Source organism: Acinetobacter sp. Leaf130 (assembly GCF_001423205.1).
Taxonomy (GTDB): Bacteria; Pseudomonadota; Gammaproteobacteria; order Pseudomonadales; family Moraxellaceae; genus Acinetobacter; species Acinetobacter calcoaceticus.
Genome location: NZ_LMOE01000007.1, coordinates 1 through 15,803, shown reverse-complemented (window position 1 = coordinate 15,803; position 15,803 = coordinate 1). Strand labels below are relative to the sequence as shown.

The window sequence follows — 15,803 nt, the reverse complement described above, 5'->3', positions numbered from 1 at the left end:
ACCTATGGAGTTTCCTCTCTAGGTAGTATGACGCCCCATGGTCTTAAAGACCTGTTGGGTAAGTAATGCCTTTTTTACAATTTGGCATTATGCATCATGGGTGTGCTTAAAAGGCAGCCTGTAATATTTTTTGCAATAGGAAATGGGTCCACAAATGCAAGAAGTTGCTGACGCATTGCGTCTTGACACTGAACTTTCCGCTGATAGTGCAGCGTATATTGAAGAACTTTACGAGCAGTACCTGTCTTCCCCAACCTCTGTAGCTGAGGACTGGCGCCAATATTTCGATAAATATCCAAAGGGTGACCAACCACACGGCGCTGTGCGTGAGCAATTCCTATTACTGGGACGTAATGCTAATCGTGTTCAACCTGTTGTACAAAGTACTGTAAGTACTGAGCATGAACGTCGTCAAATTGGCGTTTTACAACTTATTGCTGCTTATCGTAATCGCGGACATCAAAAAGCTAAATTAGATCCATTAGGTCTTGCTAAGCGTGAAGATATTCCTGATTTAGATCTTTCAGCACATGGTTTAACCAAATCAGATTTAGATACAGTATTCAACACAGGCAATCTTGAGATTGGCAAAAGCGAAGCAACGCTTGCTGAAATGATTGAAGCAATGGAAGCAATCTATTGTGGTTCAATCGGTGTTGAATATATGCATATCGTGGACACAAAAGAAAAGCGTTGGATTCAACAACGTCTTGAAAGTGTTCGTGGTCAGCTTAATTTTACAAATGATCAAAAGAAAGGGTTCTTGGAGCGTTTAACCGCTGCAGAAGGGCTTGAAAAATTCCTAGGTAATAAATACGTTGGTGCTAAACGCTTTGGTGTAGAAGGTGGTGAATCTTTTATTCCTATGGTGAATGAAATCATTCAACGTGCTGGTGCTGTTGGTTGTAAAGAAGTTGTTATTGGTATGCCACACCGTGGCCGTTTAAACCTTCTTGTTAATATTATGGGTAAAAACCCTGCAGACTTGTTTGGCGAGTTTGAAGGTAAGGCTATTCATAAGAAAGGTTCTGGCGACGTTAAATACCATCAAGGTTTCTCAAGTAATGTAATGACTCCTGGTGGCGAAGTTCACTTAGCATTAGCATTTAACCCATCTCACTTGGAAATCGTTGGCCCTGTAGTTGAAGGTTCTGTGCGTGCACGTCAAGTGCGTCGTAGAGACATCGGCGGTGATGATGTATTACCAGTAATTGTTCATGGTGATGCTGCATTTGCAGGTCAAGGTGTGAACATGGAAACCTTCCAGATGTCACAAACTCGTGGCTATACGGTTGGTGGTACTGTACACATTATCGTAAACAACCAAGTTGGTTTTACAACTTCTGATCCACGTGATGCGCGTTCTACTGAATATTGTACTGACGTTGCAAAAATGATTCAGACGCCAATCTTCCATGTGAATGGCGATGATCCTGAAGCAGTAATCTTTGCTACTCAATTAGCACATGATTTCCGTCACGAATTCCGTAAAGATGTTGTGCTTGACTTGTTCTGTTACCGTCGTCGTGGTCATAACGAAGCAGATGAGCCATCTGGTACACAACCATTGATGTATCAAGTGATTGCTAAAAAAGCAACAACTCGTACACTCTATTCAGATCAGCTTGTTCAACAAAAAGTAATTGATCGTGCTGAAGCAGACCAAATGGTTGAAGATTACCGTGCAGATTTAGAAGCCGGAAACCATGTGGCAAACGCTTTAGTACTTGAACCAAATACAAAAATGTTTGTTGATTGGACACCTTATTTGGGCCATGACTATACAGACGATTGGGATACTTCATTTGACTTAAATCGCTTAAAAGAATTAGGCGAGGGCATGAGCAAACTTCCGGAAGGATTTGTTATGCAGCGTCAAGTGCAAAAAGTAATTGAAGATCGTGTGAAAATGCAAACTGGTGAAATTGCATTGAACTGGGGCGCTGCTGAAACTTTAGCTTACGCAACCTTGATCGATGAAGATTACCTTGTTCGTATTACTGGTGAAGACGTTGGGCGTGGTACATTCTCACACCGTCATGCAAAATTGCATAACCAAGTTGATGGTTCAACGTATATTCCTCTTTGTCATGTTAAAGAGAACCAACCACGTTTTGCAATTTACGATTCTTTATTATCTGAAGAAGCTGTTCTTGCATTTGAATATGGTTATGCAACTACAATTCCTAAGAGCTTAATTATTTGGGAAGCACAATTTGGTGACTTCGTAAACTGTGCTCAGGTTGTAATTGACCAGTTTATTGCTTCTGGCGAGACTAAGTGGGAACGTGTTTGTGGTTTAACAATGTTGTTACCACACGGTTTCGAAGGTCAAGGTCCAGAGCACTCATCAGCTCGTTTAGAACGTTTCTTACAGTTATGTGCTGAAGATAACATGCAAGTGATCACTCCAACGACACCTGCACAGATTTTCCATGCATTACGTCGTCAAGCTGTACGCCCAATTCGTAAGCCATTGATCGTAATGTCACCGAAATCTTTACTTCGTCATAAACTTGCTACTTCTACTTTAGAAGAGCTTGCAAATGGTTCATTCCAGACTGTAATTGACGAAATCGATCAAATTAACAAGTCAGATGTAACTCGTCTTGTACTTTGTGGTGGTAAAGTTTATTACGACTTACTTGAAAAACGTCGTGAACAAAACTTAACTAACGTTGCAATCGTACGTATTGAACAGTTATATCCATATCCAGAACAACGTCTTGCGGAAATCTTGGCTGCATATCCAAACGTGAAAGAACTTGTTTGGACACAAGAAGAGCCGAAGAACCAAGGCGCTTGGTTATTTATCGCACCTCGTTTATACGACGATATCTTAAAATCTGGCAAACAAATCCGTATCAGTTTTGCAGGTCGTGAAGCTTCTGCTGCACCAGCTTGTGGCTCACCGTACTTGCATGCAAAACAACAAGCTCAGCTAATTAATGATGCATTGGCAATCGAAGCTGAACAATCAGGAGATTCTCAATAATGGCAACCGAAATTAAAGCACCGGTATTCCCAGAGTCTGTTGCAGATGGAACCATCGCAACTTGGCACAAAAAGGTGGGTGAACCTGTATCACGTGATGAAGTAATCTGTGATATTGAAACCGACAAAGTTGTTTTAGAAGTGGTTGCTCCTGCAGATGGTAGCTTAGTTGCAATCATTAAAGGTGAAGGCGATACAGTTCTTTCTGACGAAGTGATTGCTCAGTTTGAAGCTGGTGCTGGTGCAGCGGCTGCTCCTGCAGTAGAGCAAGCAGTTGCTCAAACTCAAGCTGGTGCAGCTCCTGTTGTTGAGCGCACTGAAGCTGTATCTGGTCAAGCTCCTGCAGTTCGTAAAGCTTTGTCTGAAACTGGTATTGCTGCTGCTGACGTACAAGGTACTGGTCGCGGTGGTCGTATCACTAAAGAAGATGTGGCAAACCATCAAACTAAACCAGCTGCTAACGTTACTCCGTTAAGCGTAGCTGTTGGTGAGCGTATCGAAAAACGCGTTCCAATGACTCGTTTACGTAAACGTGTAGCTGAGCGTCTTCTTTCTGCAACTCAAGAAACTGCAATGTTAACTACATTTAACGAAGTTAACATGAAGCCAATCATGGAATTGCGTAAGCAATATAAAGATGCGTTTGAAAAACGCCATGGTGCTCGTTTAGGCTTCATGTCATTCTTTGTTAAAGCTGTAACTGAAGCACTTAAGCGCTATCCTGCGGTAAATGCTTCAATTGATGGCGATGATATTGTTTATCACGGTTACTATGACATCGGTGTTGCAGTATCTTCTGATCGTGGTCTTGTTGTTCCAGTATTACGTGATACTGATCGTATGAGCTATGCAGAAGTTGAAGCAGGTATTGGTGCTTATGCTGCTAAAGCGCGCGATGGTAAATTATCTATCGAAGAAATGACTGGTGGTACTTTCACTATTACTAACGGTGGTACTTTCGGTTCATTACTTTCAACTCCAATTTTGAATCAGCCGCAAACTGGTATCTTGGGTATGCACAAAATCCAAGAGCGTCCTATGGCTGTAAATGGTCAAGTTGAAATCTTGCCAATGATGTATTTAGCGCTTTCTTATGACCACCGTATGATCGATGGTAAAGAAGCAGTAGGTTTCTTGGTAGCAATCAAAGAATTGTTAGAAGAACCAGCTAAACTCATCCTTGATCTTTAATTTCTTCGAATAATATTACCGAGATAGAGCGATCCTCTATCTCGGACCATGGAGATAAACAATGTCTCAACAATTTGATCTTGTTGTTATTGGCGGTGGTCCTGGTGGTTATGAAGCTGCAATTCGTGCTGCTCAACTAGGCTTTAAAGTCGCTTGTATCGAAAAACGTATTCACAACGGTAAGCCATCTTTAGGTGGTACATGCTTAAACGTAGGTTGTATTCCTTCTAAAGCATTACTTGACTCTTCACATCGTTATGAAGATACAGTGCATCATTTAGCTGATCACGGTATTACTACAGGTGAAGTGAATTTTGATCTTGCTAAGCTTCTTGCTCGTAAAGACAAAGTTGTTGACCAATTAACTGGCGGTGTCGATCAATTGCTTAAAGGCAATGGTATTGAGTGGTTAAAAGGTACTGGTAAATTACTTGCTGGTAAAAAAGTTGAGTTTGTTTCGCACGAAGGTGAAACTCAAGTTTTAGAACCTAAATATGTGATTCTTGCGTCTGGTTCTGTACCTGTAAATATTCCAGTAGCTCCTGTAGATCAAGATATTATTGTTGATTCAACTGGCGCATTAAACTTCCAAGAAGTACCTAAACGTTTAGGTGTTATTGGTGCTGGTGTAATCGGTTTAGAGCTTGGTTCTGTTTGGCGTCGTCTTGGTGCTGAAGTTGTTGTATTTGAAGCAATGGATGCATTTTTACCAATGGCTGATAAAGCTTTGGCAAAAGACTACCAAAAACTTTTAACTAAGCAAGGTCTTGATATTCGTATTGGCGCTAAAGTTGCTGGTACTGAAATCAATGGTCGTGAAGTGACTGTTAAATACACCCAAGGTGGCGAAGAAAAAACTCAAACTTTTGACAAATTAATCGTTTGTGTAGGTCGTAAAGCTTATGCAGAAGGTTTATTGGCAGATGATTCAGGCATTAAATTGACTGAACGTGGTTTAGTTGAAGTAAACGATTACTGTGCAACTTCTGTAGAAGGTGTATATGCAATTGGTGACTTGGTTCGTGGTCCAATGCTTGCTCATAAAGCAATGGAAGAAGGTGTAATGGCTGTTGAGCGTATCCACGGTCATGCAGCTCAAGTGAACTATGACACAATCATTTCTGTTATCTATACACATCCGGAAGCGGCATGGGTTGGTTTAACTGAAGAACAAGCTAAAGAAAAAGGTCATGAAGTTAAAACTGGTCAATTCGGTTTTGCTGTAAATGGTCGTGCTTTAGCAGCGGGTGAAGGTGCTGGTTTCGTTAAGTTTGTTGCTGATGCAAAAACTGACCGTTTATTAGGTATGCATGTCATTGGACCTGCTGCATCTGATATCGTACACCAAGGTATGATCGCACTTGAATTTGTATCTTCTGTTGAAGATCTTCAGTTAATGACATTTGGTCATCCAACATTCTCTGAAGTTGTTCATGAAGCTGCACTTGCTGTAGATGGTCGTGCAATTCACGCGATTCAACGTAAGCGTAAATAAAATAAAGAGCGGTTCTCCGCTCTTTTTCACATTTGATGGTGTGATTAAAAAAACATCAAGGTGATAGAGGTAGACAGCAATTTGCATATACAACATGAGAATGTTGCGCAAATTGAAGACAACAAACAAAGTTAAGTAGGTAACTAAATGAACTTACATGAGTATCAAGCTAAAGCGTTATTGAAAGAATATGGTATGCCGGTACAAGAAGGTATCTTGGCAACCAATGCAGACGAAGCAGTTGCTGCATTCGAACAGCTTGGTGGTAAATTCGCGGTAATGAAAGCGCAAGTTCATGCTGGTGGTCGCGGTAAGGCTGGTGGCGTTAAAGTTGCAAAATCTAAAGAAGATGTTATCGAATTTGCAAACAACATTATTGGTACTCGTCTTGTAACGTATCAAACTGATGCAAATGGTCAACCAGTAAACAGCATTATTGTTGCTGAAGACGTATACCCAGTTGAGCGTGAGCTTTACTTGGGCGCGGTTGTAGACCGTTCTAGCCGTCGTATTACTTTCATGGCTTCTACAGAAGGTGGTGTAGAAATCGAGAAAGTTGCAGAAGAAACTCCAGAAAAAATTATCAAAGTTGAAGTTGATCCATTAGTTGGCTTACAACCATTCCAAGCGCGTGAAGTTGCGTTTGCTTTAGGTTTGAAAGACAAGCAAATCAGCCAGTTTGTTAAAATTATGGCTGCTGCTTACCAAGCATTTGTAGAAAATGACTTTGCACTATTCGAAATTAACCCACTTTCAGTTCGTGAAAATGGTGATATTTTATGTGTAGATGCAAAAGTTGGTATCGACTCTAACGCGCTTTACCGTTTACCTAAAGTTGCTGCTTTACGTGACAAATCTCAAGAGAATGAGCGTGAATTAAAAGCATCTGAATTTGATCTTAACTATGTTGCTTTAGAAGGTAACATCGGTTGTATGGTTAACGGTGCTGGTCTTGCAATGGCAACTATGGACATCATTAAACTTTATGGTGGTCAGCCTGCAAACTTCCTTGACGTTGGTGGCGGTGCAACTAAAGAACGTGTAATCGAAGCGTTCAAAATCATCCTTGCTGATACATCTGTACAAGGTGTTTTAATTAACATCTTTGGTGGTATCGTACGTTGTGACATGATCGCTGAAGCGATTATTGCAGCGGTTCAAGAAGTAAATGTAACTGTTCCAGTTGTTGTTCGTTTAGAAGGTAACAACGCTGAATTAGGTGCTAAATTACTTGATGAATCTGGTTTGAAATTAATTTCTGCGAACGGCTTGTCTGATGCTGCAGAAAAAGTTGTAGCTGCAGTTAAAGCGTAAGGGGAGTATCAATCATGAGCGTATTAATTAATAAAGACACTAAAGTATTGGTACAAGGTTTTACTGGTAAAAACGGTACTTTCCACTCTGCACAAGCTTTAGACTACGGTACAAAAGTTGTTGGTGGTGTTACTCCAGGTAAAGGTGGTACAACTCACCTTGACTTGCCAGTATTCAACACAATGAAAGAAGCTGTACGTGAAACAAATGCAGATGCATCTGTAATCTATGTACCAGCTCCATTCGTTTTAGACTCTATCGTTGAAGCGGTTGATTCAGGTGTTGGCCTAATCGTTGTGATCACTGAAGGTGTTCCAACAATCGACATGCTTAAAGCAAAACGCTACTTAGAAACTAACGGTAACGGTACTCGTTTAGTTGGTCCTAACTGCCCAGGCGTGATCACTCCGGGTGAATGTAAGATCGGTATTATGCCTGGTCACATCCACCAACCAGGTCGTATTGGTATCATTTCACGTTCAGGTACATTGACTTATGAAGCTGTTGCTCAAACAACTAAGCTTGGTTTAGGTCAGTCTACTTGTATCGGTATTGGTGGTGACCCAATCCCAGGTATGAACCAAATCGAAGCTCTTCAATTGTTCCAAGACGATCCAGATACTGATGCTATCATCATGATCGGTGAGATCGGTGGTACAGCGGAAGAAGAAGCTGCTGAATTCATCAAATCTAACGTGACTAAGCCTGTAGTAGGTTACATTGCTGGTGTAACTGCACCTAAAGGTAAGCGTATGGGTCACGCTGGTGCGATCATTTCTGGTGGTCAAGGTACTGCTGAAGAGAAATTCGCTGCATTTGAACGCGCGGGAATGGCTTACACTCGTAGCCCAGCTGAGCTTGGTTCAACAATGTTGCAAGTTTTAAAAGAGAAAGGTTTAGCTTAATCGCTTTACCCTGAATCTTAAAAAACACCGCATCTGAAAATGATGCGGTGTTTTTTTTATCTATAAATTAAAAATAATGAATCAAAAATAAGATTTCTAAAGAAGACAAAATATTTAAGCAAAAAAATACGCAATGATTGGGGTGATCATTGCGTAGAACAACGAATCTGTAAAAACAGTTTCGGTTTAAGGAGAAATGTCGTGAGGTTCATATGATGTAACCTACATAACGAATAATAGAGATAGTTAAGAAATTCTTCATCGCTATTAGCGTTAATAAGTGTTACTTCACGTTAATAGGGTAAAAGCATGTGAATGATAGTAGATACATTAGTAATTCTAAAAAATTAATACTATGGATTAAATAAGCATAAAAAAAAGCCCCGAAAGGCTTTTAGTTTTTAAGAGAATTAGAATTTAAATAATCCTAAACCGTCTTTAACTTCATCTAAGGTCTGTTGAGTAATAAGACGACACTTATCTGTACCTTGACGTAGAACATCCATAATGTAGTCAGGATCTTTAGCAAGTTCTTCACGACGTTCACGGATAGGGGTGATCAATTCTTTCAAAACACTTTCAAGACGTTTTTTAACAGTTCCATCACCTAGACCGCCACGACGATAATGCGCCTTTAATTCTTCAACTTCTTCTTTATTTGGATCAAATGCATCTAAGTAAGTAAATACAATGTTTCCTTCAACCTGACCTGGATCTTCAATACGAAGATGATTTGGGTCGGTATACATGGCATTTACAGCTTTTTTGATGTCTTTATCAGAAGCATTTAAAACAATGGTATTACCTAATGATTTAGACATTTTTGCCTTGCCATCAAAACCAGGTAAACGTGCCATATTTGAAAGCAAAGCTTTACATTCAGGCAAAAGGTCTTGGCCGATTTGACGGTTTATTCGACGTACAATTTCATTGGTTTGTTCAATCATTGGAATCTGATCTTCACCCACTGGAACCACAGTCGCTTTGAAAGCAGTAATGTCAGCAGCTTGTGCAACAGGGTAGCAGAGGAAACCAGCCGGAATGTCACGCTCGAAACCGCGCATTTGAATTTCAGACTTAATGGTCGGGTTACGTTCTAAGCGTGCAACCGTCACGAAGTTAAGATAGAGCATGGTGAGCTCATTCAGTGCTGGCAAGCATGATTGTACGCAAATCGTGGTTTTTGTTGGATCAATGCCTACAGCTAAATAATCTAGAGCAACTTCCAAAATATTGCGACGGACTTTATCTGGATTATCTGCATTGTCTGTTAATGCTTGAGCATCTGCTAATAAGAGATGTTGATGATGGCTATCCTGTAAACCTACACGAGAACGCAAAGAACCGACAAAATGCCCAAGATGAAGTTGTCCGGTTGGGCGGTCGCCTGTCAAAATAATTGGACGCTGATCAACATTACTCATTATTTATTCCACTGTCTTATTGGCTTAATCAGGGGTAGTAAGCCCTGCAATATAAAAGATTGGCATTATTGTACGGGAAATAAAAAAAATTCGTCAGCGATTGGGTAAACTTTTCTTAAAATAATATTGTGAATTTATTCAGTAAAATTACAGAAATTCAAAAAAATCATCTTACAATAGCGTAATAAATACAAACTTGGATAAGAAATGGCAAGTGGCTTACTTTTATTACTAGATGATATTGCAACAATTTTAGATGACGTTGCTTTAATGAGCAAAATGGCAGCAAAGAAAACTGCTGGAGTTTTAGGTGATGATTTAGCCTTGAATGCTCAGCAAGTCACAGGTGTTCGTGCAGATCGTGAGCTTCCTATTGTTTGGAAAGTGGCTAAAGGCTCGTTTGTTAATAAACTTATTTTAGTTCCCTTAGCACTATTAATTAGTGTGATTGCGCCTTGGCTCATTAATCCACTATTAATGTTGGGAGGCTTATTTTTATGTTATGAGGGAGTGGAAAAAGTTCTTCATACCATTATGCATAAAAAGTCCTCTACTCCTGAGGAGGCCAAAGCAGAGCTTGAAAACGAAGAATTAGATTTAGCAACATTTGAAAAAGATAAAATCAAAGGTGCTGTTCGCACTGACTTTATTTTATCTGCAGAAATTGTTGTGATCTCTTTGGGTACCGTTGCTACCGCTACCTTAATGACTAAAGTAAGTGTACTCAGTATTATCGCAGTTGTGATGACAATTGGTGTTTATGGCTTGGTTGCCATGATTGTTAAGATTGATGATCTTGGATTATATCTAACAGATCAAACGGCATCTTTTAAGCAGACTTTAGGTCGTGGCTTGCTCGCATTTGCACCTATTTTGATGAAGTTACTTTCTATTGTCGGCACTATTGCAATGTTTTTGGTAGGGGGAGGGATCATTAATCATACTATTCCTTTACTACATCATTTAACTGAAAATACAGTGGACCATGTTGAGACTATCCCAGCGGTAGGAAATATCATTGGTGCTTTAACACCGACGCTGGTTAACTTTGTAATAGGACTAGTTGCTGGTGCAATTGTTTTATTAATTGTGAGCTTAATACAAAAAATGTGGCCAAAAAAAGCATCGGGTTCATGATGCCATTCTAAAATAAGAGGGAAATTATGCGCTGGAAAGGTCGTCGAATTAGTAGCAATGTTGAAGATCGTCGAGGTGGTGGCGGTGTTAGAGCAGGTGGTATCAGCATTATTGGTTTGGTTGTTGCATTTGTTGCGTGGAAGTTTTTTGGGGTTGATCCACAACAAGCTTATCAGGCAACTCAGCAGGTCACTGCATCACAACAGTCAAATGCAACTGCACCAGAAAGTTTAACAGCCGAGCAAAAAGAAGCCTCTGATTTTGTTGGAACTGTTTTGGCTGATACAGAGGATACGTGGACTCCTATATTTAAACAGTTAGGTAAAACATATACACCGCCAAGATTGGTGTTGTTTAGTGGCATGATTCAGTCAGGGTGTGGTACTGCCCAATCTGCAATGGGGCCATTTTATTGTCCGGCAGACCAGAAGGTTTATATCGATACAGAATTCTTTAAAGATATGCGTCAGCAAATGGGAATTTCTGGTGAGCAAAACCAATCTGAACTTTCCAGACAAGATCAGGCAGGTGATTTTGCTCAAGCTTATGTTGTCGCACATGAGGTAGGGCATCATGTTCAAACCTTGCTTGGTATTTCTTCACAAGTACAACAAGCCCGTGCACAAGCAAGCCAAAGAGAAGGTAATCAATTATCTGTTCGCCAAGAATTGCAAGCCGATTGTTTAGCTGGTATTTGGGCGAGTCATAATCAGCAACGTACTCAATTTTTAGAGCAAGGTGATATTGAAGAAGCGATGGATGCTGCTCAAAAAATTGGCGATGATTATTTGCAGAAGCGCTCTACTGGTCAGGTTGTTCCAGATAGCTTTACTCATGGTAGTAGTGAACAGCGAATGCACTGGTTTCAGGTTGGTTTAAAAACTGGTGATATTAACCAATGCGATACTTTTAATAATCCAGTTTAAGATTTTATAGGGTGAGTCTTGTTAAACATATTTAAGAAGCTCATCCATTTTTCTTTAGATCATAACTATAAATAATGTTAAGAAATTTAACAGAGTGATAGATTGTTCAATCAATTCGTTAAACTTGTGTCCTAATTTTTGTTTTTAAGATTATGGCATTGTTAATGCCAGCTTTTTTGTTCAGTTTGGTCGATCTAGCAAAGTTTCTTTTATTTGGTCGTTGACCCAGAAGAAGGGTATTCATGGGTAATTTTTTTCTACTACAAGCACTTACAGTGGTTTTTGCGCTCTCAATAGCCACCACGATTTTTAATAAGCGTATTTTGGGCTTTCCACAGGCTATTGGTGTACCTCTGGTTTCGGCAATTTTTGTCTTTATTTTGCAATGGGGGGCTAGTCTGTTAAATGGTAACGAATTTATTACCATCAATATCCACCATATTGAGGAAGTAGTACGCAATATCGACTTCTACGATTTTTTAATTAATGGTGTGATCTGTTTTATTCTAACTTCTTCAGCACTTAAATTTAAAATTTCTGATTTAAGAAGTTACTGGAAGCAAATCAGTATTTTGGCCACCATTGCATTAGTCATTTGCGCCGTTTTATTTGGTGGATTGCTCTATGGGTTTCAACTACTGGTTGGATATCATGTGCCAATTCTGGTGCTTTTACTTTTAGGTGCAGCTTTAGGAGCAACAGACCCTATTGGTATTAAAGGTGTACTGAGTTCGATTCGTGCGCCGCATCATCTAATTGTTAAACTAGAAGGCGAGTCACTATTTAATGATGCAATGTGTATTGCATTGTTTATGACCTTGCTCAATGTTTTACAAGGTGAACATTTCTCATTGATAGCGACACTAGAAGCTTTACTCTATGAAATTGTTGTTGCGGTCGGGATTGGTTGGGCATTTGGGGTAGGGGTGTTACGTCTATTACGTGGTAAACACGAAATGGAGTCTCTGATTCTCACAACAGCTTTGCTCGCGAGTGGAGCATATTTAGTTGCTTTGTTTGCACATGCATCAGCACCAATCGCTTGTGTAATTGGCGGTTTAATTGTTGGAAACAAATGGAAAGAAATACGCGAAGAGCGAGAGATTCAAGAAGTTAATCATTTTTGGCATACCGTAGAAGGAATCATCAACTCATTCCTGTTTACTTTAATTGGCTTAGAGTTATTTATACTTGATTTAAACTTTAGCCTAATTTTAGGTGGTATTGTTGCATTCTTTATACTTCATATCTCTCGTTTTGCTGCCAACTTTATGGCTTTTGCCTTTTTCCCGAACATGCGGAAAATGAAAAGTTATAATGGTAGTCTAACGATTCTATCTTGGGGTGGGGTACGAGGCGGAATTTCGCTTGCATTAATTTTGGCAGTTGCCAATATTCCTGCATTAAGTCCCTATAGCAGTATTCTGATTGGCTATACGTTTATTAGTGTATTGTTATCAGGCATCGTATGTGGTCTGGGTCTGCCTGCTGTGATGAATGCTTTCTATTACAATCCGAATGAAGAAACCGAAGGTTTAAAAGGTCTATATCAAAGATTATGTCATAAGATGAATCGGAGAGGCTTTCAATATATTGTTGGGGAGGATGCACTGGGTAGAGAAACGATTACCGTTTTTAATCCGGATATTCTGGTAGACCAAAAAACTGAAGATGGAATTGCAACAATGCATGACCCAAATAAGTTACAAGAAGTAAAACGATTTGAGAGTCCTGATAATTTCTAAATATTTGCAGTTTTAAATTTTATAAGATATTTAAAAATTAGGTTTTAGTGTAATAGTAAAATATTACCTAAAGCCTTTTTTTTCTATATATATCATTAATAATATATTTTATTTTATTAAGATATTAATAATTGTTATATGAATATTTTAATTAAATGACATTTCAACAAATGGTAAATAATAAAATATTAAATTTGTTTTATATATAAAACATTTAATGCAATTTTTAGTTAAATTAACATAAGAAAAACCTAATAAAGACTTATATATAATTTGTATTAATTAAAAATTTTTCTATAGGTACTTTAGTATTTGTTTTTTTTATTTTAAAGTGTTTAATGTAAAAATGATCACATTACTTAATGTTTTTAAGTTGTAGGTCAAAAACTTGAAAACATTAAGTAAAAAGAATTATACATAAAATCATTTAAATCAATAATATAAAAGGAATACAGATATGCCTGAAATACAAATAATTGCCAAGGATAGTCACGACACCTTGTCAACCATCAAGGGAACTTCTGCGAAACTTTCAGAAGCGTCAGTCGTATTGGTAAAAGTGGCTGCCAGTGATGTATTGGTAGTGAATAGGGAGGGAACCAATGCAGTCATTCGCCTTAAAAACGGCGAAACTATTGTTATTGAAGGCTTCTTTAGTGGAACAGCTGAGCCTAAAGATAACAGCCTTGTTTTTCAAGACGAAAATGGACAGTTAATCTGGGCAAAATTCAAAGATGCTGAGAATGATGCAGACGCCGATGCTGATGCCGATGCTGATGCCGACAGTGACGTTGAGCCACAAGCACTCGTAGCTGAAGATTTACCAGCTGCTTTACCTGCAGAAGCACCACAAGAGTTAGTGTCTGATGTTATTTATCAGCCTATTTCTTCAATTGAACCATTGCTTTATCACGATGCGGGCATAAACCCATGGTTATGGGCTATCCCGTTAGTTGCGGGTGGTATCATTGCCGCAGCATCAAACAGTGATAGCGATAATGACGACTCTTCAACACCTACCGATACAACACCACCAAATACAGATGGGGTAACTTTCTCAGTTAATCCTGTTACTTCAGATAATGTAATCAACTCATCAGAAGCATCTGGTAACGTTACGATTACAGGTGTTCTTAAAAATATTCCAACAGATGCGGCCACTACGGCCGTTACAGTTGTTATTAATGGGGTGACTTATACCGCAACTGTAGACAAGGTTGCAGGTACATGGACAGTAAGTGTACCGGGCAGTGGCTTAACTGCAGATGCAGATAAAACAATTGATGCGACTGTAACTTTTAAAGATACAGCGGGTAATAGCAGTACGGTCAACGACACACAAACTTATACGATTGATACTGCTGCTCCTGATGCAGATGAAGTTGATTTTGCAGTTAATTCGGTAACAGCTGACAATGTGGTTAATGCAACAGAAGTAGCTGGTGATGTCGCGATTACTGGTGTTCTGAAAAATATTCCAGCAGATGCAACCAATACTGTAGTAACAGTTGTTGTGAATGGGGTGACTTATACTGCAACTGTAGATAGTGCAGCAGGGACGTGGACAGTAAATGTGCCTGGTAGTGGCTTAGAGGCAGATGCAGATAAAACAATTGATGCGACTGTAACGTTTACAGATGCAGCAGGTAATAGCAGCACCGTTAATGACACACAAACTTATACACTTGATACGTCAGTACCGACAGTAGCACTTGAAGATCTGTCGACTAATGACAGCACTCCYGCATTAACGGGTACTGTAAGTGACCCMACAGCGACTGTTGTAGTCACTATTGATGGTGTTGACTATCCAGCAGTAAACAATGGCAACGGTACCTGGACGCTTGCAGACAATACACTGCCTGTATTAACAGCGACTGTTGTAGTCACTATTGATGGTGTTGACTATCCAGCAGTAAACAATGGCAACGGTACCTGGACGCTTGCAGACAATACACTGCCTGTATTAACCGATGGTCCACATAACATTACTGTGACTGCTACTGATGCAGCTGGTAATAAAGGTACTGATACAGCTGTAGTGACAGTTGATACTACTGCACCAAATACAGGATCAGTAAATTTTGCAATCGANTTACTGTGACTGCTACTGATGCAGCTGGTAATAAAGGTACTGATACAGCTGTAGTGACAGTTGATACTACTGCACCAAATACAGGATCAGTAAATTTTGCAATCGATTCTGTAACCACAGATAATGTTATTAATGCTTCAGAAGCAGCAGGTAATGTCACCGTTACAGGTGTTCTCAAAAACGTTCCAGCAGATGCRACCAATACTGTAGTAACAGTTGTTGTGAATGGKSWGACTTACACTGCAACTGTAGACAGCGCAGCAGGGACGTGGACAGTAAATGTGCCTGGCAGTGGCTTAGAGGCAGATGCAGATAAAACAATTGATGCCAAAGTAACCTTTACTGATGCAGCAGGTAATAGCAGCACTGTTAACGATACGCAAACTTATACACTGGATACGTCAGTACCGACAGTAGCACTTGAAGATCTGTCGACTAATGACAGCACTCCCGCATTAACGGGTACTGTAAGTGACCCAACAGCGACTGTTGTAGTCACTATTGATGGTGTTGACTATCCAGCAGTAAACAATGGCAACGGTACCTGGACGCTTGCAGACAATACACTGCCTGTATT

General features: G+C 39.6%; 10 protein-coding genes and 1 pseudogene. 10 read left to right on the top strand and 1 reads right to left on the bottom strand.

Going from position 1 to position 15,803, the window contains the following annotated elements; translation table 11 throughout:
• Positions 1-154: 154 nt before the first annotated feature.
• The 5 genes from ASF86_RS14815 to sucD all read left to right on the top strand — a co-directional run bounded on the left by ASF86_RS14815 (position 155) and on the right by sucD (position 7,899).
• Positions 155-2,995: a 2-oxoglutarate dehydrogenase E1 component gene (locus ASF86_RS14815; protein WP_005036506.1), complete on the top strand. Its 2,841-nt coding sequence runs from the start codon at positions 155-157 to the stop codon at positions 2,993-2,995.
• Positions 2,995-4,185 (top strand): 2-oxoglutarate dehydrogenase complex dihydrolipoyllysine-residue succinyltransferase, encoded by a 1,191-nt coding sequence (gene odhB, locus ASF86_RS14810; RefSeq protein WP_003655463.1) that lies wholly within the window; start codon positions 2,995-2,997, stop codon positions 4,183-4,185. The genes ASF86_RS14815 and odhB overlap by 1 nt, the downstream gene beginning before the upstream one ends.
• 61 nt (positions 4,186-4,246) lie before the next feature.
• A complete protein-coding gene (gene lpdA / locus ASF86_RS14805) occupies positions 4,247-5,680 on the top strand; it encodes a dihydrolipoyl dehydrogenase (protein ID WP_005036509.1) in 1,434 nt (477 codons plus the stop codon).
• Between the two features lie 147 nt (positions 5,681-5,827).
• Positions 5,828-6,994, top strand: a complete 1,167-nt coding sequence (gene sucC / locus ASF86_RS14800; RefSeq protein ID WP_003655470.1) for an ADP-forming succinate--CoA ligase subunit beta — start codon at positions 5,828-5,830, stop codon at positions 6,992-6,994.
• A 14-nt stretch (positions 6,995-7,008) separates the two neighbouring features.
• Complete coding sequence (gene sucD, locus ASF86_RS14795; protein WP_003655479.1) at positions 7,009-7,899, top strand: succinate--CoA ligase subunit alpha; 891 nt, start codon at positions 7,009-7,011, stop codon at positions 7,897-7,899.
• A 410-nt stretch (positions 7,900-8,309) separates the two neighbouring features.
• On the opposite strand, the gene trpS is transcribed toward sucD, so the two are convergent.
• A complete protein-coding gene (gene trpS / locus ASF86_RS14790; RefSeq protein WP_056483218.1) occupies positions 8,310-9,323 on the bottom strand; it encodes a tryptophan--tRNA ligase in 1,014 nt (337 codons plus the stop codon).
• A gap of 207 nt (positions 9,324-9,530) precedes the next feature.
• On the opposite strand from trpS, the gene ASF86_RS14785 reads away from it, so the two are divergent.
• The 5 genes and pseudogenes from ASF86_RS14785 to ASF86_RS20115 all read left to right on the top strand — a co-directional run.
• Positions 9,531-10,460 (top strand): DUF808 domain-containing protein, encoded by a 930-nt coding sequence (locus ASF86_RS14785; protein ID WP_056483215.1) that lies wholly within the window; start codon positions 9,531-9,533, stop codon positions 10,458-10,460.
• A gap of 26 nt (positions 10,461-10,486) precedes the next feature.
• Positions 10,487-11,386 carry a neutral zinc metallopeptidase gene (locus tag ASF86_RS14780; RefSeq protein ID WP_056483212.1) on the top strand — a complete coding sequence of 300 codons (900 nt, stop codon included), beginning with the start codon at positions 10,487-10,489 and terminating at the stop codon, positions 11,384-11,386.
• Between the two features lie 242 nt (positions 11,387-11,628).
• A complete protein-coding gene (locus tag ASF86_RS14775; protein WP_004639176.1) occupies positions 11,629-13,131 on the top strand; it encodes a cation:proton antiporter in 1,503 nt (500 codons plus the stop codon).
• Positions 13,132-13,588: 457 nt separating this feature from the next.
• A pseudogene (locus ASF86_RS14770) lies at positions 13,589-15,225 on the top strand (BapA/Bap/LapF family prefix-like domain-containing protein); the annotation flags it as partial.
• Position 15,226: 1 nt separating this feature from the next.
• A partial coding sequence (locus ASF86_RS20115) for an Ig-like domain-containing protein (RefSeq protein WP_227508801.1) occupies positions 15,227-15,803 on the top strand: 577 nt, incomplete at both ends.